The sequence below is a fragment of the Erythrobacter sp. 'gip.4 top 5' genome, from assembly GCF_056495765.1.
Genome location: NZ_CP200270.1, coordinates 2,312,241 through 2,335,526, shown reverse-complemented (window position 1 = coordinate 2,335,526; position 23,286 = coordinate 2,312,241). Strand labels below are relative to the sequence as shown.

The 23,286-nt window shown below is 62.3% G+C and carries 22 protein-coding genes; 14 read left to right on the top strand and 8 right to left on the bottom strand.

What is annotated here, in order from left to right; genetic code table 11:
- Nucleotides 1-82 precede the first annotated feature (82 nt).
- From ACRANW_RS11250 to ACRANW_RS11225, 6 genes are all read left to right on the top strand, one after another.
- The gene (locus ACRANW_RS11250) at nucleotides 83-1,267 is read left to right on the top strand and encodes a PAS domain-containing protein (protein ID WP_479431875.1); all 1,185 of its coding nucleotides are present in this window, start codon (nucleotides 83-85) and stop codon (nucleotides 1,265-1,267) included.
- The gene (locus ACRANW_RS11245; RefSeq protein ID WP_479433929.1) at nucleotides 1,268-2,809 is read left to right on the top strand and encodes an EAL domain-containing protein; all 1,542 of its coding nucleotides are present in this window, start codon (nucleotides 1,268-1,270) and stop codon (nucleotides 2,807-2,809) included.
- Between the two features lie 221 nt (nucleotides 2,810-3,030).
- Entirely contained in the window at nucleotides 3,031-5,139 is a 2,109-nt protein-coding gene (locus ACRANW_RS11240) for a putative bifunctional diguanylate cyclase/phosphodiesterase (RefSeq protein ID WP_479431874.1), read from the top strand.
- Between the two features lie 55 nt (nucleotides 5,140-5,194).
- On the top strand, nucleotides 5,195-7,012 hold the full coding sequence (gene lepA, locus ACRANW_RS11235) for a translation elongation factor 4 (protein ID WP_479431873.1): 1,818 nt from the start codon (nucleotides 5,195-5,197) through the stop codon (nucleotides 7,010-7,012).
- Nucleotides 7,013-7,025: 13 nt separating this feature from the next.
- Nucleotides 7,026-7,724, top strand: a complete 699-nt coding sequence (locus ACRANW_RS11230; protein ID WP_479431872.1) for a hypothetical protein — start codon at nucleotides 7,026-7,028, stop codon at nucleotides 7,722-7,724.
- Nucleotides 7,725-7,974: 250 nt separating this feature from the next.
- Nucleotides 7,975-8,817 carry an HNH endonuclease gene (locus ACRANW_RS11225; RefSeq protein WP_479431871.1) on the top strand — a complete coding sequence of 281 codons (843 nt, stop codon included), beginning with the start codon at nucleotides 7,975-7,977 and terminating at the stop codon, nucleotides 8,815-8,817.
- A gap of 67 nt (nucleotides 8,818-8,884) precedes the next feature.
- On the opposite strand, the gene ACRANW_RS11220 is transcribed toward ACRANW_RS11225, so the two are convergent.
- The gene (locus tag ACRANW_RS11220) at nucleotides 8,885-9,016 is read right to left on the bottom strand and encodes a type II toxin-antitoxin system CcdA family antitoxin (RefSeq protein ID WP_479431870.1); all 132 of its coding nucleotides are present in this window, start codon (nucleotides 9,014-9,016) and stop codon (nucleotides 8,885-8,887) included.
- Between the two features lie 184 nt (nucleotides 9,017-9,200).
- Complete coding sequence (locus tag ACRANW_RS11215; protein WP_479431869.1) at nucleotides 9,201-10,103, bottom strand: hypothetical protein; 903 nt, start codon at nucleotides 10,101-10,103, stop codon at nucleotides 9,201-9,203.
- Nucleotides 10,104-10,225: 122 nt separating this feature from the next.
- Here ACRANW_RS11215 and ACRANW_RS11210 point away from each other — a divergent pair, with 122 nt between their 5' ends.
- On the top strand, nucleotides 10,226-11,020 hold the full coding sequence (locus tag ACRANW_RS11210; protein ID WP_479431868.1) for an outer membrane protein assembly factor BamD: 795 nt from the start codon (nucleotides 10,226-10,228) through the stop codon (nucleotides 11,018-11,020).
- Nucleotides 11,021-11,056: 36 nt separating this feature from the next.
- Here ACRANW_RS11210 and ACRANW_RS11205 read toward each other — a convergent pair whose 3' ends face one another.
- Nucleotides 11,057-12,082 (bottom strand): L,D-transpeptidase family protein, encoded by a 1,026-nt coding sequence (locus ACRANW_RS11205; RefSeq protein WP_479431867.1) that lies wholly within the window; start codon nucleotides 12,080-12,082, stop codon nucleotides 11,057-11,059.
- A 217-nt stretch (nucleotides 12,083-12,299) separates the two neighbouring features.
- Nucleotides 12,300-12,545 carry a hypothetical protein gene (locus ACRANW_RS11200; protein WP_479431866.1) on the bottom strand — a complete coding sequence of 82 codons (246 nt, stop codon included), beginning with the start codon at nucleotides 12,543-12,545 and terminating at the stop codon, nucleotides 12,300-12,302.
- Between ACRANW_RS11200 and recN the strand changes: the two genes are divergently transcribed.
- The 4 genes from recN to ACRANW_RS11180 are packed head-to-tail and all read left to right on the top strand — an operon-like array spanning nucleotide 12,544 to nucleotide 17,552.
- Nucleotides 12,544-14,211 (top strand): DNA repair protein RecN, encoded by a 1,668-nt coding sequence (gene recN, locus ACRANW_RS11195; RefSeq protein WP_479431865.1) that lies wholly within the window; start codon nucleotides 12,544-12,546, stop codon nucleotides 14,209-14,211. The genes ACRANW_RS11200 and recN overlap by 2 nt on opposite strands.
- Complete coding sequence (locus ACRANW_RS11190) at nucleotides 14,211-15,110, top strand: alpha/beta fold hydrolase (protein WP_479431864.1); 900 nt, start codon at nucleotides 14,211-14,213, stop codon at nucleotides 15,108-15,110. Before recN ends, ACRANW_RS11190 begins: the two co-directional genes overlap by 1 nt.
- 7 nt (nucleotides 15,111-15,117) lie before the next feature.
- Nucleotides 15,118-17,196: an NAD-dependent DNA ligase LigA gene (ligA, locus tag ACRANW_RS11185; protein WP_479431863.1), complete on the top strand. Its 2,079-nt coding sequence runs from the start codon at nucleotides 15,118-15,120 to the stop codon at nucleotides 17,194-17,196.
- Complete coding sequence (locus tag ACRANW_RS11180) at nucleotides 17,196-17,552, top strand: CinA family protein (RefSeq protein ID WP_479431862.1); 357 nt, start codon at nucleotides 17,196-17,198, stop codon at nucleotides 17,550-17,552. The genes ligA and ACRANW_RS11180 overlap by 1 nt, the downstream gene beginning before the upstream one ends.
- 156 nt (nucleotides 17,553-17,708) lie before the next feature.
- Here ACRANW_RS11180 and ACRANW_RS11175 read toward each other — a convergent pair.
- Both ACRANW_RS11175 and ACRANW_RS11170 read right to left on the bottom strand, forming a co-directional pair.
- A protein-coding gene (locus ACRANW_RS11175; protein WP_479431320.1) for an IS630 family transposase occupies nucleotides 17,709-18,769 on the bottom strand; the annotation gives its coding sequence in 2 pieces (ribosomal slippage) (nucleotides 17,709-18,277 and nucleotides 18,277-18,769; 1,062 coding nt in all).
- An 86-nt stretch (nucleotides 18,770-18,855) separates the two neighbouring features.
- Nucleotides 18,856-19,527 (bottom strand): SDR family oxidoreductase, encoded by a 672-nt coding sequence (locus tag ACRANW_RS11170; protein ID WP_479431861.1) that lies wholly within the window; start codon nucleotides 19,525-19,527, stop codon nucleotides 18,856-18,858.
- 227 nt (nucleotides 19,528-19,754) lie between these two features.
- Between ACRANW_RS11170 and gntA the strand changes: the two genes are divergently transcribed.
- Both gntA and ACRANW_RS11160 read left to right on the top strand, forming a co-directional pair.
- Complete coding sequence (gntA, locus tag ACRANW_RS11165) at nucleotides 19,755-20,543, top strand: guanitoxin biosynthesis heme-dependent pre-guanitoxin N-hydroxylase GntA (protein ID WP_479431860.1); 789 nt, start codon at nucleotides 19,755-19,757, stop codon at nucleotides 20,541-20,543.
- Entirely contained in the window at nucleotides 20,543-21,127 is a 585-nt protein-coding gene (locus tag ACRANW_RS11160; protein WP_479433928.1) for a DUF1989 domain-containing protein, read from the top strand. The genes gntA and ACRANW_RS11160 overlap by 1 nt, the downstream gene beginning before the upstream one ends.
- Nucleotides 21,128-21,139: 12 nt before the next feature.
- Here the strand turns inward: ACRANW_RS11160 and ACRANW_RS11155 are convergent, their stop codons facing one another.
- Together ACRANW_RS11155 and ACRANW_RS11150 are read right to left on the bottom strand one after the other, a co-directional pair.
- On the bottom strand, nucleotides 21,140-22,057 hold the full coding sequence (locus ACRANW_RS11155) for a 50S ribosomal protein L11 methyltransferase (protein WP_479431859.1): 918 nt from the start codon (nucleotides 22,055-22,057) through the stop codon (nucleotides 21,140-21,142).
- A gap of 1 nt (nucleotide 22,058) precedes the next feature.
- Nucleotides 22,059-22,784 carry an SDR family NAD(P)-dependent oxidoreductase gene (locus ACRANW_RS11150; protein WP_479431858.1) on the bottom strand — a complete coding sequence of 242 codons (726 nt, stop codon included), beginning with the start codon at nucleotides 22,782-22,784 and terminating at the stop codon, nucleotides 22,059-22,061.
- A gap of 109 nt (nucleotides 22,785-22,893) precedes the next feature.
- Here ACRANW_RS11150 and sdhC point away from each other — a divergent pair, with 109 nt between their 5' ends.
- Nucleotides 22,894-23,274 carry a succinate dehydrogenase, cytochrome b556 subunit gene (sdhC, locus tag ACRANW_RS11145; RefSeq protein ID WP_479431857.1) on the top strand — a complete coding sequence of 127 codons (381 nt, stop codon included), beginning with the start codon at nucleotides 22,894-22,896 and terminating at the stop codon, nucleotides 23,272-23,274.
- Nucleotides 23,275-23,286: the final 12 nt, after the last annotated feature.

Here is a 23,286-nt window from a genome sequence, read left to right as displayed (position 1 = left end):
TGGCGACGGCAAAGCCACGATTATGAAAAAATTTATTATATCGCTTAATCAATTTCTTAAGGCTTCTCTGTAACTTACGATCATGGCGGGAGAACCTAATCGAAAATTCGCGACGATTGATCCGCCGCTGCAGAGCGTGAGCGGAACTGTGCGTTCGGTGAATGAGGCGACCGATGTCTCAACGGTGACGAACCTCCGCATCCGCGGCGAGCGTCGCGGACGCGGGCGGCGCCCCAACGAAGAGACCGACGCCGCGGGGCCGGCCATCAATGAGCCCACTGACGATCATCATTTTTTCCTTCCAAGTGAAGCGCAAGGAATGACATTGTTCCTGCTTTTTGCTTACGCTATTTCCATTGTCGCGTTCGAGGGGCTGCCTTCCACCAAAGTGCTCGGTGCAGCCTTGGCATCGGCGGCCCTTTTTGCTTGCGGTTCGCTATTTGCCGCTACCGAACGGCGTGCGGATGCGACCTCCCTGACACGGGCATCGGTGGTGCTGGTTGGTATCATTTTGCCGATGGGGCTGGTCGGCTACGCTTTAGCCAATTGGGTTGATGAGGGTCTGCCATGGCAATGGGCGGTGGCCACACTAATCTGCATCAATGCTGCCGTAGCTGCGCTTTTCGACACGCGGATGATTTCGCTGTTCGCCGGCAAAATAGCGAGCTGGTCCGGTTTTGCAATTTTGGTTCCTGGTACACTGACCTACGTTGCGCTTATTGCAACTGTGTTAACTTTGTCTCTGATCGCTCGTCTTGAATGGAAATCAGCCGAAAAACGCCGCGTCTTGCGTGAAGCGCGGGAACGGGTTGCCGCTCGTGCCGAGGATATATTGCGCAGCTTTGAGGAAAGTGGACAGGGCTGGTTCTGGGAAACTGACCGCCGCGGCCTAATCACGTACATATCGCCAAAAGCGGCCACGGTGCTGGGCAAGGTCAGCGCGGATATCATCGGCTGCCCGTTGAGCGCCATGGTGAATCCTGATGAAAGCGCCGCTGTTGCCGAGCGGACGCTCGCCTTCCATCTGTCAGCGCGTTCGGGCTTTCACGATATCGAGCTTCGGGCCGCGACCGTCGGCGACGAGCGCTGGTGGGCGTTAACCGGACGTCCGGTCTACGATAGTTACCGGAACTTCTGCGGATTTCGTGGGCACGGCACTGATCTTACGGAAAAGCGGCGTAACGAACAGCAGGTTTCGCGGTTGGCGCATTACGATTCGCTGACCGGTCTCGCCAATCGCGCCCAGATGAGCCAAGCACTTGAATAGATCCTGGCAGCGCCCACCGGACGTGAACGACCCTGCGCCGTGTTGATGCTCGATCTCGATCGGTTCAAGCAGGTCAACGACACGCTTGGACACCCTGCGGGTGATGCCCTGCTCAAGCAGGTCGCGCAGCGGCTTGAGCGTGCGATTGGTTCGGCAGGTCGGTGCGGGCGTCTCGGTGGCGATGAGTTTCAGGTTATCGTCCCCGGCCATCAAGATCGCGACGCGTTGGCTAACCTGGCGCAAGCCATCATAAATGCACTTTCGCAACCCTATTCAATCCAGGGGCAAAGCGTAGTGATCGGCGCATCACTGGGGATTGCAATGTCCCCCGAACATGGAGCAACAAGTGACGAATTGATCCGCAATGTCGACCTTGCCTTGTATGCTGCCAAAGACGCCGGCCGGGGGATTTATCGTTTTTTTGCCGAAGATCTTCATGCTGCAGCGGAAGAGCGCGCCGAGCTTGAGCAGGATTTGCGTGAGGCCATCGTCAAGGGTGAGCTTCAGCTATTTTATCAACCAGTGGTGTACGCCGCTACCGAGGAAATCGTCGGCTTTGAAGCGCTTATGCGCTGGAATCATCCCACGCGTGGTTGGCTGAGCCCGGCAAAATTCGTTCCGATTGCCGAAGATGCAGGACTTATTGACCGGATGGGTCAATGGGCTTTGCGCAAAGCGTGCGCAGACATGGCGTGCTGGCCGCGCGCGATCCGCTGCGCGGTCAATGTATCGGCGTTACAGTTTGCCAATCCCGAATTGCCGACCATCGTCGCCAATGCGCTTGCCCACAGCGGTGTTGCGCCATCGCGGCTTGAACTCGAGATCACTGAAAGCGTGTTTCTGAATGACAGCGCAGGCATTGATGCGATGTTCAAGGCGTTGAAACGGGTGGGTGTCCGCCTGGCGCTCGATGATTTCGGGACGGGCTATTCATCTCTCGGCTACTTGAAAAAGGCGCCTTTCGACAAAATCAAGATTGATCGCAGCTTTGTGCAGGGCGCTACGGAAGAAGGCAGCCGCAACGGCGCAATCATCGCATCGATCACGTCGCTTGCCGAGGCGCTGCACATGGACACCACTGCCGAGGGGGTTGAAACTTGGGACGAACTGGAACTGGTTCGTCTGCTGGGATGCAGCCACGTTCAAGGTTATATATACTACGGGGCGATGGACGCCTCTGAAGCCACGGCACTGGTTGCGGGCGGCCTGACGGCTGAGGCGAACGGCCCTCTGTGCGCCCGCGCGCCGCGTCAAAACCTCCTGCGCAAGGTCGCAGTTGTGAAGGATGGCACTAGGCTGAATGCGACGCTGCGCAACATATCCGAAGGCGGTGCGATGGTCGAAGGTGTATGGAATATCCCATCGGGCAGCAGCATGCGGATCGAACTATGTGCTGATAATTCGGTGACAGCACAGGTACGCTGGTCGCGCGAGAACCGCGTCGGGGTGGAATTCCATGCCCCTTTGCGACGCCGCCATGATGGTTGTTTCACCGTGCTTATGGGCCAAGCCGGAGAATTTGACGGACCGCGCACCTGGTAGTGCGCGCAGGGGGCCTGCGAACACATATTCGTTAGCGAGGCATTAGCCATCCCGCCAACAGGCTGGCGTTAGCGGAAAAATAACCATCGGACTTTACCCCTAGGACATCCCGTTGGAGTGACCAGTGGGGCCGCCGTTTTGGAAACTGGAGGTTGGCCTAGGCAATGTCCCTCAAGGGTCTTTTGTCGTCCCGTAGCGTCGTTGCCCCCCGCAGCGCAGGCATGGTTGACACCTCCGTGATGTCGGATCACGATCGGCTGGCCATGCTCAATGATCTTGAGCAATCTGGGCTGGGTTGGTTTTGGGCCAGCGATGACAAGGCTCAGCTTACCTATCTATCGGAGACGATTGCTGCACGTCTCGACGTGCCGCTCGATGACCTCATCGGTCAACCCCTGACGACCATATTCGCTGCGGCCGACCGTGAGCAGCGTGGCAAATCGCTCGCGCTGATGCTGGGCGCGCACAGAGCGTTTGCGGGGATCGCGGTGCGTGCAGCGCGAGGAGGTGAACATGTTGTGTTGCGATTGTCGGGGCAGCCAGCAACTGGTGCTGATGGCCGTTTCGTGGGATTTCGCGGCACCGGTGCGGATATTTCCGACGAATATCATCGCGAGGCGGAAACTGCGCGTCTGGCGCGCTTCGATTCGTTGACAGGCCTGTCCAACCGCCATCGCATGACCCATCACATTGAAACAACACTGTCAGCTTTTAGAGCGGCGCGGCGCAGTTGCGCGGTGATGATGCTTGATCTTGATCGCTTCAAACATGTCAACGATACGCTGGGGCACGCAGCGGGTGACGAACTGTTGAAGCAGGTGGCGGGCCGGTTGACCCGCGCGATTGATCGTGAGTGTGAGATTGGCCGGCTTGGAGGCGATGAATTCCAGGTAATGCTGCCCGACATTGATGATCGCGGTGTGCTGGGCGAGGTGGCGATGAAGATCATTTCCATGCTGCGTCAACCCTACAGCCTCGATGAAGGGCGTTGCGTGATTGGTGCCTCTGTGGGCATCGCGATCGCCCCGCATGATGGTGTGACCTGTGAAGAGGTGGTGCGTGCGGCGGACCTCGCGCTTTATGCGTCCAAAAACGGTGGGCGAGGGCAATATCGCTTTTTCTCCGGCGAGCTCGAAAATGAAACGATCTTCCGCCGCCGCCTTGAACAGGATCTCGGCACTGCCCTGAGCGAAGCGCAGCTGTTCCTTCGGTTCGAACCGATTGTCGAGGCCGCTGCCGGATCAGTTTCCGCGCGTGAGGCTCATGTATGCTGGGACCATAACGAGCGCGGCGTGATTGACGAGGAGGAATTCGCTCAGATCGTCGAAGGATCAACGCTGCTGGGCGATGTCGGGCGCTGGGCGATTGGCGCTGCATGTGCATCGGCGGCTCTTTGGCCTGAAAGTGTCCGGGTTGCGGTAAATGTTCCGGTGGCGCTGTTTCTGTCAGACGATTTCGTCGACCACGTAGGCATGGCGATTGGTGATGCCGGCATCACCCCCGCACGGCTCGAACTGGAAATCAGCGAAGCGGTGTTCTTCGGCGATGCTAATGTGGTAGACCGCACCCTGGCTGCATTGTTCAAGCTGGGCGTGCGGCTGACGCTGGATGATTTCGGTAGCGGCTATTCGTCGCTTGCCTATCTTCGCCGGGCGCCTTTCGACAGCGTCAAGATTGACCCGAAGCTGATCGCCGAGGCCGAGCATCAAGACAGCCGTGAACTGGGCTTGGTTCGCGCAATTGTCGCGCTGGCGGGTGCGTTGCAGATGGACACGATGGCAAGCGGGCTGGAGAGTGCCGATCTTGTGACGGCTTTGACGAATGGTGGGGTGCGTTTCCTACAAGGCCCGATCTTCAGCGAGCCTGTTGAAGAAGACATGGTCCTGCAAGAAATGGCCAATGGCGCCTGGCAGATAACGCCTGGCAGCGATCGTACCCGCCGTGCACGCCGCCGAACGGTGTTTCGCAAGGTTCAGGTCATCAATGATGACTATGCATACGAAGTGACGCTTCGCAATCTGTCGAAATCCGGCGCTTTGATTCAGGGTCTGGCCGAGGTGCCCAAAGGTACGCAGTTCGTCGTCGATCTGGGAGGGGGGCAATTGGCTGTGGCGACAGTGACGCGCAGTAACGGGGATGTGCAGGGGTTGGAGTTTGAACAATCGCTGATCGAAGATGGCTCTGGGGGGTTATGTACCCGCAATCGCGTATCGCCCTATGCATTGGCATCGGCGGGTGCGCCTTTGGCGGCGCTGGCACCGGGCAAGTTTATCGGCATGGATTTGGGAGGGGCAATACCCAAGTTCGGCTATGCTGCCCCACGCGCTTGATTGTTGCGTTTTTGGCGAATGACAACCGTTCAGCCCAACGCTACGTACCCCAATAATGACTGACCTTTCAAAAATTCGCAATTTCAGCATTATCGCGCATATCGACCATGGCAAGTCGACTCTCGCTGACCGGCTGATCCAGTTCACCGGCGGGCTGACTCTGCGGGAAATGTCCGAGCAAGTCCTTGATAATATGGACATCGAGAAAGAGCGAGGCATCACCATTAAGGCGCAGACCGTGCGCCTCAACTACACCGCCAAGGATGGCGAGACCTATCAGCTCAACCTGATGGATACGCCGGGCCATGTTGACTTCGCTTACGAGGTCTCCCGCTCCCTGGCCGCGTGCGAAGGCGCGCTGCTGGTGGTGGACGCAGCGCAAGGCGTCGAAGCCCAGACGCTCGCCAACGTCTACCAATCTATCGAGCACGACCACGAAATCGTCCCCGTCATCAACAAGATCGACCTGCCCGCCGCCGAGCCCGAAAAGGTCCGCGCCGAGATCGAGGAGATCATTGGCCTTGATGCCTCGAACGCGGTGATGACCAGCGCAAAGTCCGGCATCGGGATCGAGGACGTGCTCGAAGCCGTCGTGCAGCGCATCCCGCCGCCCACCGGCAAGATCGACGCCCCGCTCACCGCCAGCCTCGTCGACAGCTGGTACGACCCCTACCTCGGCGTCGTCATCCTCGTGCGCGTGATTGACGGCAAGCTGACCAAGGGCCTCAACATCCGCTTCATGCAGGGCGGAACGCAACACCTGGTCGACCGCGTCGGCTGCTTCACGCCCAAACGCACTGACCTGCAGGAACTCGGCCCCGGCGAAATCGGCTTCATCACCGCCCAGATCAAGGAGGTGGAGCAGGCCCGCGTCGGTGACACCATCACCACGGTCAAGGGCGGATCCAGCGTTGCGCTGCCCGGCTACAAGGAAGTGCAGCCGGTGGTGTTCTGCGGGCTGTTCCCGGTGGACGCGGCAGACTTTGAGAAACTGCGCGAAAGCATCGGCAAGCTGCGGCTCAACGATGCGAGCTTCAGCTTCGAAATGGAATCCAGCGCGGCGCTCGGCTTTGGCTTTCGCTGCGGGTTCCTCGGATTGCTCCACCTCGAAATCATTCAGGAACGCCTGACCCGCGAGTATGATCTCGACCTGATCACCACCGCGCCTTCGGTGGTCTATCGCCTGCATCTTGGGCACACCAAGAACGAGGATGCGACCATCATCGACATTCACAACCCGTCCGACTGGCCGGATGTGAACCGCATCGACGTGATCGAGGAGCCGTGGATCAAGGCGGTGATCTACACGCCGGACGACTATCTCGGCAGCATCCTGAAACTGTGTCAGGACCGCCGCGGCATCCAGACCGAACTCACCTACGTGGGCGGACGCGCGCAGGTGACCTACGAACTGCCGCTCAACGAAGTGGTGTTCGATTTCTACGACCGGCTGAAGAGCATTTCACGCGGCTACGCCTCTTTCGATTACGAACAGATCGGCACGCGCGAGGGCGACCTTGTGAAGATGAACATCCTCGTCAATGCCGAGCCGGTCGACGCGCTGAGCCTGATCGTCCACCGCCACGTCGCCGAAGAGCGCGGGCGCGGCATGTGCGAACGCCTGAAAGACCTGATCCCCCGCCACCTGTTCAAGATCCCGATCCAGGCGGCCATCGGCGGCAAGGTAATCGCCCGCGAAACTATCGCCGCGATGCGCAAGGACGTGACCGCCAAGTGTTACGGCGGAGATATTTCGCGCAAGAAGAAACTGCTGGACAAGCAGAAGAAGGGCAAGGCCCGGATGCGCGAGTACGGGAATGTCTCGATCCCGCAGGAAGCGTTTATCGCTGCCTTGAGGATGGGGGAGGAGTGACACGCTCCGCCTGATGGACTTCAGCAGTTGGCAAGGCATCCTAACCACGCTGATCGGCCTGACGCTGATCACCGTGATCGGGGTGGGCATCCGGCTGGTGATCATGATGCGCGTGCAGGAACGCCGCCAGCGCGCCAACCGCCAGATCAATGAACGGCTACGCACGCTGATGGCGGCTTATAAGACTCTGGGCGGGTCGTTCACCGGTGATCTCGTGGTCGATCCCACCCATCTGCGCCGCCGCGCGGCAGAGAACCGTCCCGCCAGCGCCGAGGGCGCGATTGCGCCCGCTGACGCCGCGATTGACCTCTCCGCCGAAGCGCAAGGCGGATCAGACCGCGCCCGGCGCATCCGCGATGCGGCGGAAAGCGCGCTGTCGGACATTCTGCTGCTCGGAACTGAAGAACAGGTGCGGCTGGCGGGTGAGGCCATTGGCGAGCTGGTCGCAGGCCGCCCGGTCCACACCAACGCGCTGGTGGTATCCTTGCGCGATTTCATCCGCACCTCGCTGGACCTCGACCCGATCCCGGCCTCCATCGCGGACACGCTGCCCGCACAGGGGCCGACGCGCCCTTCGGGCGGTGGCGGTCCGGGCCGGGGGGACAAGGGCGGCGGCGGAGGCCGGGGCGATGGTGGTGGCGGTGCTGGCGGCGGCGGCGGTATGGGCGGTGGGATGATGATGGGCGGGGGATTGGCAAGTGGAAGGGAATAAACCCACCTTCCGTTCGCCCTGAGCTTGTCGGAAGCGAAGCTGAACCGCAGGTTCAACGGTTGCTTTTCTTTTTAACAGCCGCGCGGCGCCCAAGAAGTGCAGTCTTTCGACAAGCTCAGGACGAACGGTTCTGTTAGGGCGAGACCGGCCTTCTCCCTTCGGCTTGTGAGCGGGGAACCAGTTCCGCTTGACTTGGCCGGCAATCAGAATGATCCAACGGTGATGTCATTCGGCGTATTCATGCACAAGGATGGGGGCGATCTACGACGATATACCCGAGGTGCATTACCAGTTTCCGAAACCCTATCTCAGCCGCGCCAAGCAGATGGTTGGCGATTGGATCGTCTATCGCGAGCCTGTGAAGCTGCCGCAATCGAAGGGTTTCTTCGCTGTGGCGAAGGTTGAGCAGATTATCCCTGACCCTGATATATCAGACCGCTATCGCGCTCTGATCGAGCCGGGCAGCTATTTGCCGTTCGAGCCAACGGTTCCCCATGTGGTCGAAGGACTGCCGGTCGAACGTGACCTTGCTAATGCACAAGCAGCTGTGCGTCCTCTCTCCAATTCGGACTTCGCTCGCATCATTGCGCTCGGCCTGCCCGATCATGACGCGCTCCCGAGGGTTGGCGATGCCGTGCCATCAAATCGTGTCGGCGAGAATCAAACCCCTTACGAAATTGAACGCCCCTTGGTGCAATCGCTTGTTAACCGCCCGTTCCGTGACCGTGCGTTTCGTCGTGCGGTGCTGCAAGCCTACGACGGGCGCTGCGCAGTTACAGGATGGAGGCTGGTCAACGGGGGAGGGCGGCTAGAGGCCGAGGCTGCGCATATTCGTCCCGTTGAGCATGGTGGGCCAGATTCGATGCGCAACGGATTGGCGCTTTCCGGCACAGCGCACTGGATGTTTGACCGGGGGCTGATTTGTATTTCTGACAATCACGACATCATGATCCATCGCAAGGTGAACGACCGAGCGGGCGTTGAGGCAATCATTAATTCTACTGGCCGATTGATAGCGCCTCAGCGTGAGGCCGATCGCCCGCATCCGCAATTTCTTGGCTGGCACCGCGAGTTTCACGCCTTCGCGGCGTAAAAGACACCCGCGCTTGCGCTCCCACCATCCTGCGGATCGTCCTCCTCTCTTGATGGGGAGAGTGAATTCAGAACAGGCGATACGCTTTTAGCGGCAGGCCGTGGGCTTCAACCCAATCGTTGATCGCTATGATTATCTCCCGATCGGCCTCACGCCAGTCAAGCGCGGCTTCTTGGTCGTTCTCGGTGAGGTTGTTCATTTCGCGAAAATACCGCGATACTCCAAAGGTATAAAGGCGAAAGCAGCCACGGCAAAGCCGCGGCCATGACGACGAACGGGTCGGCTGACGCCGCCCGCCGGCCGAGGGCGGCAATGTGCTACACGCACTGGCTTGCAACTTGCCCTTTGCTCCGCAAACGCCTGCGCTGCGCACCTTCACCACCCTAAGGCTCAAACCCCTCATCCTTCAACGTCCATTCCGTCCGCGGCTCGCGCTCCACTGGCGGCTCTGGTGGTTGCCATTGCTTTACCGGTGGCATCGCCTCCGCGTCCGGCCCTTCGCGCCCCTCCGGCCCCGTCAATCGCTTGCGTTCGGGCGGGTCGAAGTGGGTGCTGCTTGCCTCCCATGTCACATCGAGCACCTCGCGGGTCTTGGCGTCGGCCTGCATTGCGGCCAGATCGCGGTCGCGCAAGGTCAGGAAGTTCGCCCAGGCGTTCCGGGTTTCCGCGCTGAGCGCGGCCCAGCGGTGTTCGGCCTCGCGCTGGAAGCGGCGGCGGATGTCTTCGATCTTGCGGTCGATGCTGGCGCGGACTTGGGCTGGCGAGACATTGCTTTGCTCCGCCTCCCATTCCTTGCGCCATTCCTGCTTCAGCCGTTCGACCTGCACCTGGTCCACGGCGTTGAGGCCCTTGGGCGCGCCTTGGGCAAAGCGATCGGGCGCGCGGTTGCGCAGGATGAACATCAGCAGCCGGTCGTTGTAGCGGCGGCGGGTGCCGATCAGCGCGCCGTAGGAATAGACCGGCTCCTCGACGCCGTTGAGCGCGCGGTCCATCGCCACGTCTTCGACCCGCGCAACGCCGAGGTGGAGCGCGGCCTGCCATGCGGCGCGGAAGCTCTCGGCACCCGGTTGGCGGCGCAGATAGTAGGCGCCGGCCTGGCTCATGTTGACCGCCTTGTACGCCGCATCGACCGAGCCGGTGTCGGCCAGCGCTTCGATGAAGGCGCGCTGGCGCTCGGGCGTCCAGCCATCGTGGCGATCATACTGGCGCGGGACGGGGGTGAAGCCGGGCAATTCGCCGGGCGGAATGGGGCGGCGGGCGGAGCGGGGGTCTGTGCGTCGGGTCATGGGGGAGGAGGATCACAAAATGTCGCAGTAGGAAAATAGGGGCGCAGGAAAATGTGGGCGGAGCACGGGCCGGGGCGCAGCTTCACTTGGCGTTCAGCGCAGGCGTCGTTATAGGCGAAGCCATGTCGACCAAGCTCAGCACCCGTCTCGCGCAGGCAGCGCTCGCCGCCGCCACATTCGCGACCCTTTCCGCCTGCGCTGGCAGCACCGAGGGCAAGGACGTTGCCTACGTCGCGCGCGATGTCGAATCGCTGTATAGCGAGGCACAGCGGCGGCTTGACCGGGGCAACACGCTACAGGCCGCGGCGCTGTTTGACGAGGTGGAGCGCCAGCATCCCTATTCGCCGTGGGCCCGCCGCGCACAGCTGATGAGTGCCTTCAGCTATTACATCGCGCGTGATTACAACCAGTCGATCCGGAATGCACAGCGCTTCCTGTCCATTCACCCGGGCAACAAGGATGCGCCTTACGCCTACTATCTGATCGCGCTGAGCTATTACGAGCAGATCAGCGATGTGAACCGCGATCAGAAGATCACAGAGCAAGCGCAAACCGCGCTGCGTGAAGTCAATCGCCGCTTTCCGCAGACCGAATATGCCGCCGATGCGCGGTTGAAGCTGGACCTGGTGGTCGATCACCTCGCCGGCAAGGAGATGGAGATCGGCCGTCACTATCAGCGCATGGGCCTGTGGCTCGCCGCCGATATGCGGTTCCGCAATGTGGTCGAGAAGTTCGATACCACCAGCCACACGGCAGAGGCGCTGTTTCGTCTTACTGAAAGCAGCCTTGCGCTCGGCGTACCGGCCGAAGCGGTGAAATATGCCGCGGTGTTGGGCGCCAATTATCCGGGATCGGAATGGTACAACCGCGCCTTTAATTTGGTCGACAAGCACGCGAGCGGCGTCGTTCCGTCCTGACCCATAGTTGGCCCGTCGGAACAACGCGGCCGCCACCTATTTCTGGAACACCACCTTGGTGCTGCCGCTGACCATCTGTGCCAGTCGCGCGGCATCCCAATTCGTTAGCCGCACGCAGCCGTTGCTTTGTGCGCGGCCGATGGTCTCTGGCGCAGGCGTGCCGTGAATACCGTAATGTTCCTTACTCAGATCGATCCATACCACGCCGACAGGGCTGTTGGGGCCGGGCGGAAGCTGTTGCGTATCATCGCCGTTAGGCGCGCCGCGTAACAGTTTGGGGTCATAAGAGTAGGGCGGGTTATAGGCTTTGCCCTTCACGTCCCATTCGCCGATCGGCAAGGGATCGTTCTGCGATCCGGTGGTGACAGTGAACATCGCCACCAGCTGATCCTTATCATCAAACGCCTTCAGCCAGCCTTCGCTTTCATCGACCAGAATGCGCGCCACAGTCGGCTGATCGGTGCCCACGCCAAGCGAGCGCAGGGTTTCCAGCCAATCCTTGTTATCGACGCTGTCCGCTGCAATCCGGTCCGCGCCGATATTGGGGACGCGCACCTCTTGGCCCGGTTTGAACACCGGCGCGCTGTCCGCACCCGAAGCCGCAGGCGAGGGCGCGGCAGAGGCGCCACCGGCCCCGGCGGGGCGCCCGCCCGGATTAAGCTGCGCCAGAACATCGGGAGTCGTGTGGAAGCGTTCGGCCAGTTTTTCGGTCAGTGTTTCATAACCCAGCCGTTCCATCTTCGCCTGCTGCGCCGCGCCATCGGGCACGGGCATGAAAGTGATGTCACCCCAGGCTTCGGGAATGGTGACGATGCGCGTGGCAGGGATCGCCTTGCCCGCCATCAGCGCTAGCCGGGTCGCTTCATCAAGTTCGCCAGTAACAGGCAGGTCGCGCGCTTCCTGAAAGCCCTTGATCGCATTGCTCAGCGATGCGCCGGTCTTGCCGTCGATCACGCCAGGCCCAAAACCAAGCCGTTCCAGCATAACCTGAGCCTGCATGATGGGGCGCTGTTCGGAATCGGGCAGGGAGTCGGCCGGCGCCGCGGCGTCATTCGATGCCATGGTATCCGCGCCATTATTATCGCGGGTTGACGGCGCGGAGGCCTCGTCGGTCTGGCTTGCGTCGTCGGAAGGATTGCCGCCGCATGCTCCCAATATAAGGCACAGGGAAACCAGGGGGACCAGTGGCAGACGCATGAAAATTCCTTGTGTTTGTGCCGGATATGGCGCGGACAAGGCTTAACCGCTTATCGTGACAGCAGTTCCATTGGCCGTTTATTCAATCGGCGTCGTCATCCAGCGCTCCGCCCCGCACGCGCACCATCTCACGAATGATGGGAAGCGCGGGGGCAGCCGGCACATCTCCCCAAAAACCGATCCGGCGTGAGGCGATGATAAACCGATGCGCGAAGGTTCGGGGAGCTTTGCGATAAGTATCAGCGCGAATTGCGTCGCACACCGGGGATTTGCCAACCATGCGCAGGTGACGCGCCGTGCTGGGTGCGCTATCTGCGCAATCGCTCATGCTCACCCGGCTTTCGATCCGTAACATCGTCCTCATCGAAGCGCTCGATCTCGATTTCGCGCGCGGGCTTGGCGTGCTGACGGGGGAGACGGGGGCGGGCAAGTCGATCCTGCTGGACGCGCTGGGGTTGATCCTCGGGGATCGTGCGGAAACGTCTCTGGTGCGCGCCGGCGAAGACAAGGCCAGCGTGACCGCCAGCTTTGAATTTGCAGCGCTGCCGGCCGGGATCGCTGCTGCGCTGGATGATGCGGACATTACCATCGAACCGGGCGAGCCGCTGTTGATCCGGCGGCAGGTCAAGGCCGATGGCGGTTCCAAGGCCTTCATCAATGATTCGCCCGCAAGCGTGGCCTTGCTGCGCGAATTGGCCCCTGCACTGGTGGAATTGCACGGACAGCATGATGATCGCGGGCTGGTGAACCCGCGCGGCCACCGGCTGCTGCTGGATCGTTATGCCGGGACGCAGGTGGCAGGTCTGGAGCGCGCTTATGCCGATTGGGCCAAGGCCGAAGCCCAACTGGCCGAAGCGCGCGCAGCGGTGGCGCAGGCCAAAGCCGATCAGGATCTGCTGATCGCACATCTCGCTGAACTCGCCGCGCTGGAGCCAGTCGCGGGCGAGGAAGCGCGGCTCGCCGGGGCGAGGGCCGATATGCAGAAGGGTGAGAAGCTGTCGGATGACCTCGAGACCTTGCGCCACCTGTGGGAAGGTTCGGACTCGCCGCTGGCCGCGCTGCGCGTGGCGGCGCGCAAGCTCGACCGGATTGCCGAACAGCACGCACTTTTGGCCGAGGCGCTGGCCGCCCTTGATCGTGCCGTGATCGAAGCGAGCGAAGCGGAAGACAAGTTGCGCGGCGCGGCCGAGGCGCTGGTGCATGATCCGATGGAACTGGAGCGCGCTGAAACCCGCCTGTTCGAATTGCGCGCTGCGGCGCGCAAGCATCGCTGCGAGGTCGATGATCTGCCTGAGCTTGCCCGCACCATGCGCAGCCGCCTTGACGCGATCGAGGGCGGGGAAGCGCAATTGGACGCGTTAGAGGCAGCCGCCAAGGACGCGCGCGGCGCCTATGTTGCGGCGGCCGAAAAGGCCCATGCGGCGCGGGTTGCAGGGGCGGGCAAACTTGACGCGGCGGTCGCGGCGGAGCTTGCGCCGCTGAAGCTTGATGCCGCCCGGTTCCGCACCGCTATAACGCCGCTGCCCGAAGACCGCTGGGGTGCAAGCGGCATGGACGCGGTGGAGTTCCTGATTTCGACTAACCCCGGCGCGGACTTTGCGCCTTTGGGCAAGATCGCGTCGGGCGGGGAACTCTCACGCTTTATCCTCGCGCTCAAGGTCGCGCTGGCCGAGCAGGGCGGGGCGGCGACAATCATCTTCGACGAAATCGACCGCGGCGTCGGCGGCGCGGTGGCGAGCGCCATTGGAGATCGCCTCGCTCGGCTTGCGGCACAAGAAGGGCAATTGCTGGCGGTTACGCACAGCCCGCAGGTCGCGGCACGCGGCGGGCAGCATTACCTGATCGCCAAGGCCTCCAGCGGCATCGTGACCAAGACCAGCGTCGTGCTGCTGGATCACGCCGGGCGACAAGAAGAGATCGCCCGGATGCTCTCTGGCGCTGAAGTGACGCCCGAGGCTCGCGCACAGGCGGATCGGTTGCTGGAGGGGGTGTGATGCGCTGGCTTCCAATCTTCCTGCTCCCCCTGCTCTTTGTCGCTGCCTGCTCGCCTTCATCGGAGGAGGCCGCGATGGCCGAACAGCCCAATCATGACAGCTTTGGCACCGACGCCAACATGGCAGCATCACAGCCTGATGCGATCCTGCGCTATGCCGACCACCCGCGCGGGTTTGCCGAATTGCGTGTGCCCGAAGGGGAGGGGCCGTTTCCCCTTGCGGTGATCTATCATGGCGGATGCTGGAAAACCGGTATCGCGTCGCAAGCCTACATGGCGCCGCTCGCCACGCGTTGGCAAAGCGAGGGCATTGCCACGCTGAATGTCGATTATCGCGAAGTTGGCGATGGCGGCGGGTGGCCGGGCTCGTTTGCAGACTGGGCGGCTTCGGCTCGGCTGATCGAGGAGGTCGCAGACGCCCACCCCATTGACCGTAGTCGTGTCACGTTGGTCGGTCATTCGGCGGGCGGGCTTGCGGCGCACTGGTTGGCGACAGCGCAAGGTGAGGGTGGTCCCATCGGTGCGTGTGCATCCGTTGACGTCCGCGCCGCGATTGTGCTGGATGGGCCGGGCGATCTTTTGCCTGAAAAGCCCGCCTTCGATGCCTTATGCGAGTTTTCGGCGGTTGAACCTTTCATCGGCGGCGCGCCTGATGGTACGCCCCAACGCTACACTGCGATTGCGCCTGCGACCGCAGCGCCGCAGCTGTCCGAACTGCTGTTTGTCCAAGCCAAGCTCCCGCCTCCTGCCGCCGCGACGCAGGCCGCATTTACGGCGAACGGAGCACGGATTTCGGTGCGCGCAAACACCGGTGCCAGCCACTTTGCCATTATTACCCCCGGCGATCCGGCTTATGGCGCCAACGAGGCGGCGATATTGGCAGTGCTGAAGGGCGAATGACCGAGCCATGACCAATGTGATGAGCCTTTCCGAAGCCGAAGCCGCCAATGAGCTTATGCGGCTGGCGCGCGCGATTGCGCGGCACGACCGGCTGTATCATGCCGAGGATTCGCCGGAGGTTTCCGATGCCGAATATGATGCACTGGTGCGCCGCAATGCCGAATTGGAACAGGCGTTTCCCCATCTGGTCCGCCCGGATTCGCCATCACGCAAGGTAGGCCACGCCGTTGCTGCATCGCCGCTGGGCAAAGTGACGCATGAGGTTCGCATGATGAGCCTCGACAATGCCTTTTCGCCCGAGGAGGTGGCCGAGTGGCTGGCACGGATGCGGCGGTTCCTGAACCTGTCCGAAGCTGAGCCGCTGGCGTGCACCGCCGAAGACAAGATCGACGGCCTGTCCTGCTCGCTGCGGTATGAAAACGGGCAGCTGATGCGTGCGGCCACGCGCGGGGACGGGCAGGTGGGCGAGGATGTGACCGCCAATGTCGCGCATATCCCCGATATTCCCCAGACCCTGCCGCAGGGCGTGCCGGAAGTGTTCGAGGTGCGCGGTGAGGTCTATATGGAAAAACAGGCCTTTACCGCGTTGAATGCTGCGCAGCACGCAGCGGGCGGAAAGCTGTTTGCCAATCCCCGCAACGCTGCGGCCGGGAGCCTGAGGCAAAAGGATGCGGGCGTCACCGCGAAGCGACCGTTGCGGTTTTGGGCGCATGGCTGGGGCGCGGCGTCGGCGTTGCCGGGAACGACGCAGGCCGAGGTGGTGGCCAAGCTGCGCGAGTGGGGCTTTCCGGTCTCGCCGCTGTTCGTGCAGATCGAAGGCGGGGCGGCCGACCTTGTTGCGCATTTCGATGCCATCGGCGCGGCGCGGCCGGGCCTCGACTATGATATTGATGGGGTGGTCTACAAGCTTGACCGGCTCGACTGGCAGGAACGGTTGGGATTTGTCGCCAAGGCGCCGCGCTGGGCGCTGGCGCACAAGTTCCCGGCGGAGCGCGCCGAGACGGTGGTGCAGGGCATCGACATTCAGGTCGGGCGCACAGGCAAGCTGACGCCGGTGGGCCGCCTGGCACCGGTGCTGGTGGGCGGGGTGACGGTAACGAACGTCACGTTGCATAACCGCGACGAGATCGCCCGGCTGGGCCTGCGCATCGGTGACCGCGTGGTGATCCAGCGCGCCGGTGACGTGATCCCGCAGGTGGTCGAAAACCTGACTCGCGCCGACGACCGCGCCCCCTTCGCCTTTCCCGATCACTGCCCCGAATGCGGCAGCGAGGCGGTGGCCGAAGAAGGCGAGGTCGATGTCCGCTGCACCGGCGGCCTCATCTGCCCGGCGCAGCGCACCCAGCGGCTCGAACATTTTGTCAGCCGCAAGGCGCTCGAAATCGAGGGGCTGGGCGAAAAGACGATTGCGCAGTTCTTTGCGTTGGGGTGGTTGGAAAGCCCGGCGGATATCTTCCGCCTGCGCGGGCGCCGCAGTGACATTCTGCAACTTGAAGGCTGGCAGGAAAAGTCGGTCGACAATCTGCTGGCCGCCATCGAAACCAAGCGTGCACCCGATGCGGCGCGGCTGTTGTTCGGGTTGGGTATTCGGCACGTGGGCGAAGTGACGGCGCGGGACCTGATGAAGTATCTGCACGATCTGCCGGCGCTGCGGTCCTTGGCGCAGCGCGCCCATGCCGGCGATGCCGAGGCCGCGGGCGAACTCACCGCCATCGACGGGATCGGGCCAAGCGTGGTCGCGGCCTTGGGCGATTTCTTCCACGAACCGCACAACGGGGCCGTGTGGGAGGATATTCTGTCCGAAGTCAGCCCGCCGCGGTACGAGGTCAAAACCATCGCCAGCCGTGTGGCGGGCAAGACCGTGGTGTTCACCGGCAAGATGGAAACCATGAGCCGCGACGAGGCCAAGGCGCAGGCCGAACGATTGGGTGCCAAGGCGGCGGGCAGCGTCTCGGCAAAGACCGATTTGCTGGTGGCAGGGCCCGGGGCCGGGTCGAAGCTGAAGAAGGCCGCCGAACTGGGGATCGAGACGATGGATGAAGCGGGCTGGGCGGCGCTGGTGGCCGAGGCTCTGGGCGGCGGCTGATGGATCTGCTGCATGAGCTTCACCCGCAGGCGCTGCGGATCGCGGAATTGCCGCGTGCGCGGGGCGAAAAGGTGGCCGTGGCAGACGGCGCGACCGGGGGGCTGATCGCCGCTACGCTGCTGACCGTGCCGGGCGCGCTCGATTTCTTCGTGGGGGGCGGGGTGGTCTATTCCTTCGGGGCACGCGATGTGCTGTTCGGTCTTCCGCGCGATGCCTATGCCGAAATGCGCGGGGCGAGCGCGGAGTATGCACTGCTGCAAGCCCGCGCCATTCGTGACAATTTTGGCGCTGACTGGGGGCTGGCCGAGAGCGGATCGGTCGGCGGGTCGGCGCACCCGAGCGGTGCGCTCGCCTGATGCAGTGTCGCGGCGCTCGCAGGGCCGGAATGTGAGTTTACCAGACTGCTCGACACTGCCAGCGATCAGCGCATACCCAACATGGCCGCCTTCACCCGCAACGCGATGGCGCTGCTCGAAAGCGCACTGCTTACGGCTTATACCAAGTCCCATTGATCAGAACCCATGCGCCCATTGGCGCATGCCGATGGACATGATGCGCCAGGGCTGATCGACGAGCTTGTTCCAAGCGAAGCAGCAATGGTCGACGATGTCGTCGTAGGATGAGAAGATGCGGTTGGAGAGCCAGTTGTCGCGCATGAACTGCCAGACGTTTTCGACGGGGTTGAGCTCCGGGCACCTGGGCGGCAGCGGCATGAGAGTGATGTTGGCGGGCACGACCAGTTCCGCCGAGCCATGCCATCCGGCCTGATCGAGGATCAAGACGGCATGCGCCCCCGGCGCGACGTGGAAGGCGATCTCTTCGAGGTGCATGCTCATGGCCTCGCTGTTGCAACGGGGCATGACGATGCCAGCACCCTTGCCCTCGGCGGGACAGATGGCCCCGAAGATCCAGGCTGAGGCCCGGCGCTGGTCTTTGGGCGCACAGGGCCGGGTTCCGCGCTTGGCCCAGCGGCGGGTGAGCTTGGTCTGTTGGCCTATGCGCGCCTCATCTTGCCACCACAGTTCTATCGCGGTGCCGTGCGGCAAGGATAGTCGGATTTTTGCCAACTGGCCTGCGAAGTTTTTTTAAAATCGGCAATGTCATCCGCTTTCTGGCCACGATGACGAGGGCGGGCCGAGAGCTTGCGGAAGCCCAGCGCGCGCATCTCACGGCTCAGCGTCTGTTTGGTAATCGACAGGCCAAACTCATCCCACACCCACTGCGCCAGATCGATGAGACGCCAGCGGACAACCCCGTGCGCCGCAGGAATCGGGCCTGCTTCAACTTGCTGCGCAAGAGCGCGGCGCTGCTCATCGCTCAGAATCGAGACTTTGCCGGGGGCCTTGCGTGACATCAGCCCGTCCGGGCCATCAGCATTGAAGCGGATCACCCAATCCCGCACGACCTGCAGCGTCACGCCAGCCGCTTTGGCCGCTTCGCTCCGGCTGCTGCCGTCCAGGATCAAGCCCAACGCCAACAACCGCCGTACCTGATCCGGATCGTCACATCGTCGGGAAAATCGGCTCAAATCCCGCGAAGTGAAATCTGATCGAACACCAATCGCCGTCGCCATCGCAAGCCTCCTCGTGCTTGCTCCGGTGAATCAGAAAATCAGCGCCTTGGAAATCCCCCATGAGTCAGCCTCATCGGGATTTGGTATTAGTCGTTAGGCATGAGATAGATCTCGCGCACGGCAGACGATTTGGGCTGTTCAATTGCGAACATCACCGCTGCGGCGACGTCGGCCGGCGGGATCTTGGTGGGCAAGTCTTCGTCAAAGAACCCGGTGTTGACCATGCCGGGGGCGATCACGGTGGCGCGGCCGCCCCATTCGCGCATTTCTTCGGCGATGTTTTCAGACAATCCGTGGATGAACCACTTGGTCGCTGAATAGACCGATCCTTTCAGATGGTCGCGCCCGGCCTTGGAACCCGTCACGACAAAATGCCCCTTGGTTTTGCGCAGGTGCGGCATTGCCAGATGGGCGGTGTTGAGCACCGCAAGGATATTCAGGTGGATCATCTCATGCCATTCCTGCGGATCGCCGTTTTCAATGCCGGGGCTGGACACGCCTTTTCCGGCGTTGGCAAAGACCGCGTCGAGCCCGCCGAAATGCTCGGCAGCCGTGTTGATCGCGGTGCCAAGTGCCTGGCGGTCGGTCACGTCACACGGCAAGGCGAGCGCGGCGTCGCCCAGTTCTGCGGTGAGTTCGCCCAGCGTGTCGGCGGAGCGCGCAAGCATCGCGACGTTCCAGCCCTTTGCCGTAGCTGCGCGAACGGTGGCGGCACCGATGCCTGATGATGCGCCGGTGATGAGCAGGGTGCGGGTCATGGGGTTTCTCCTGATATGCGGTTTGTATCGCCGGGACCAAGCCGGTGCGGACTGTGCGTGTTCCATGACCTCACGTCCTTGCGCGCTCGCAAGCCTGGTATCCGTTCCAGCAGTAATCGCCGGAACGAGACAGAGACCGGACGAATGGCGCCGCTTGCAGCCTGAAAGCCATGGGGCGCATCACCCAGTCTAGGAACATTCGGCCGGACATCCGGTAAGGTCGTCGAATGAAAACCAACTTCCACAGTGAAAAGGTTGAACACGGTCCAGCAATGAACACGATGCCAACACGATCCCTTGCTGCCGATTGCGGTGCGCAGGGTTCCGGTGCAGTCGATAGCGGTGCAAAAAGCCGCCCTTCGCCGCGTTCCAACAGCCTCGTGACGCATATTCAGCGCGCCGACTTTCCCTGCGTGGGGGCCAAATCCGCTTTGGCTCAGGACGGCTTGCGCATCGAGACGGCTGGCGACATCAACAAGGCTGATGATGACCGCCGTATTTACCGCGCCTTGGTGAACTGGAGCGACATCGGAGCCCATGACGGGCCCGACTTCCGCAGCCTTGCTGTGGTGTTTGCCGGACCGCATGATCTGGACGAGAAGGCATTTGAAATAGCCTTATGGGACCGTCTGAGCGGATTGAGCGCCTATAATCAGGCAAGCGGCTTTGCCTGCGATCCCAAATTCAGCAGCGATCCCGAAGATGCGCATTTTGCGCTCAGCTTTGGCGGGCGGGCCTACTTTGCGGTCGGGCTGCACCCCAATTCGTCGCGAAAGGCGCGCCGCCTGCCTTTTCCCGCGATCATCTTCAACCTTCATGACCAATTCCAGCGCCTGCGCGATCAACAGCGGTACGAGCGGATGCGGGAAGTGATTCTGTCGCGGGACGAACAATTCGATGGTACGCCCAATCCAATGGTCGCACGCCACGGCGAGGTGAGCGAAGCGCGGCAATATAGCGGGCGTGCGGTCGACGACAATTGGACCTGCCCATTCTCTCCGAAGGAGGCGGCATGATGGAACGCATCGCCCCGCGTAGCGGCACCGCCGTTCGCCTCGCCAAAGGCGACATCCTGACAGTTTGCGACCCAGAGGGCGGACAGGTCAGTGACCTGATTGCGGTGGCCGATGGCGATCCTGGTGAAATCCTGTCAAACGGTCGCACCTTCGATTACGAGGAGTCCCTGCGCCTCACCACCGGTTCGCGCCTGTGGTCAAACCGCTCGCAGGTGATGCTCACGATCATTGAGGATACCGCGCCGCATCACGATTTTCTGCTGACGCCGTGTTCCTATGACACCTTCAGGCATTTCTATCCGGACAAGCCGGTGCATCGCGGGTGCTTTGGCAATCTGGCCGAGGCGCTCGCACCTTACGGGGTCACGATCGACATGATTCCGACAGCGTTCAACATCTTCATGCATGTTGCCGTTGCCCCGGACGGCAAGATCGCGGTGCTACCGCCCGGAACCAAGCCGGGTGACACGGTGCGATTTCGCGCCGAAATGGATCTTGTGATCGGCCTGACCGCCTGTTCCGCATACGCATCGAATGGCGGCAGCTTCAAACCGATTGACTTCGCCGTCGAACGCGCAGGCTGACGCGAGCGTCGTTCAGCGGGCGCGGCGTCGGCGCAGCCACAAGATTGCCCAGTCGCCGCGCTGAACCCGCGCCGCCATGCGAAAGCCCGCCCGGTGCATTGCGCGCCGGACATTGGCTTCCTGTTCGCCAGCCAACAGTCCTGCCAGCAGCAGGCTGCCGCCGGGCGACACGGCCTTGGCAAAGCCGGGCGCTAGGCTGACCAGCGGCCCGGCAAGGATGTTCGCGATCAATAGATCGTAGGGCCCGCGCACCTGTAGCAGCGGATCGTCCATTCCGTCGGCCACGATCATCACCGCTTCCCCGCGCCCTGCGCCCAGTGAAATGGCGTTCAGCCGGGCATTTTCCTCGACCACGCCGACGCAGACCGCGTCGATATCGGTCAGCGTCAGCAGCGCGCGCGGCCACAGCGCCAACGCGGCGAAACCCAGCAGCCCCGTGCCCGTGCCGATATCGGCGACGTTACGCGCGACCACACCGCTCGCCTTCATCGCACCCAGCATTTCAAGACACCCGGCAGTGGTCTTGTGCTGGCCCGTGCCGAAGGCCTGTGACGCGGGGATAATGAAGTCGATCAGGTCAGGATCGACGGGATAATCCGGCGTGTGGACATGAAACCGTCCGGCGCGGATCGGGGGCGCGTTGTGCTGGCTCAGCGTGACCCAGTCTTCATGCGGCAGTTCCTCTACCGTGATCTTGGGTGCAGTGCCTCCGAAAAGGCCCGCCAGCGCCGCCTTTTCGGCCTTGCCGGGTTTGCGCGGATACCAGCCTTCCAGCACCCAATCATCCGGCCGGTCTTCGGCAACCTCACGCCCCGCGATCACCAACTCGTAATCCCAATCGTCGATCAGATCATGCGCCAGCAGGGCGTCCTGAACGACGGGCTTGGGCGCATGGGCGGTGAGCTTCCAGGTCGTGCCGGCGGCCGTCATCTTAGCGGACAAAGCTCGCGCCGTTGGCGTCGATCACGGCGCCCGTCATGCTGGGGGGCGCATCCGTTAGGCAAAAGGCGATGATCGCCGCGATTTCCTCTGGCGTCGCCACGCGGCCCAGAGGAATGTCGGCCAGCAATCCCGGCCCGCCGCGGCTGGCGAGGTAATCGCCGGCCATGCTGGTGTCGGTAAAGCCGGGCGTGACCGCAAAACTCAGGATCCCGTCCTTGGCATAGGCGCGGGCGATGGTCTTGTGCATCCCCACCATCCCGGCCTTGGCGGCGGCATAGTGCCAGTGCGCCGGGCTGTCTCCGCGATAGGCGGCGCGGCTGGCGACATGGACCAGTCGCCCCGGAAACCTGCGTTCCTGCCAGCGCAGCACCGCAAAGCGCGAAAGCTGGGCGGCCGAAGTGAGGTTGACCCGGACAGTGTCCTCCCAGGCATCAAGCCATTCTATGTCCGACCGGTCGAGCCGGTTCGCTTCGAACCGCCCGGCATTGTTCACCACGGCATCGATTTCGCCATGGGCTAGACTAAGCGCCTGCTCCCACAGCGATTGCACGCTCAACGGATCGCCGAAATCGGCAGCGATGATCGGCGGCGCTCCGGGCGCAAGCGCGACGGCGCGCGAGGCATGGCCGATCACCGGCACGCCTCTGGCTGCCAACATTTCGAGCGTCGCCTTGCCGATTCCGCGGCTTGATCCGGTTACAAGAATGTGTCCCATGCAAGCGCCTATCCGAAACTTTGCAAGCTGTGTCCACCGCTCGCCGCTTGCCTCATGCGCTATCGTCGCTAAGTGAGAGAGCCAAATAGAGGGACCAACTGGGATCACCATGAACCAAAGACCGCTTTCTCCCCATTTGCAGGTGTGGCGCTGGGGCCCGCACATGCTGGTATCGATCCTGCACCGCGCAACCGGTGACGGGATGGCGCTGGTCGGTCTGGGCGTGCTGGTCTGGTGGTTGGGCGCGCTTGCCAGCGGACCAGAGACTTATGCCACTTTTCAAAGCGCGATGGGATCGCCGATCGGCCTGCTGATTCTGGTTGGATTGAGCTGGGCGTTTTTCACACACATGATGAGCGGGATGCGGCATTTTGTGCTCGACATCGGTGCGGGCTATCAGCTCGATACCAACCGCATGTGGTCGATAGCTGCTCCGATCATCGCCGTTTTTCTCACCGCGGGCTTCTGGGCCCTGATCCTGCTGCGCTGAGGAGCGAGAACC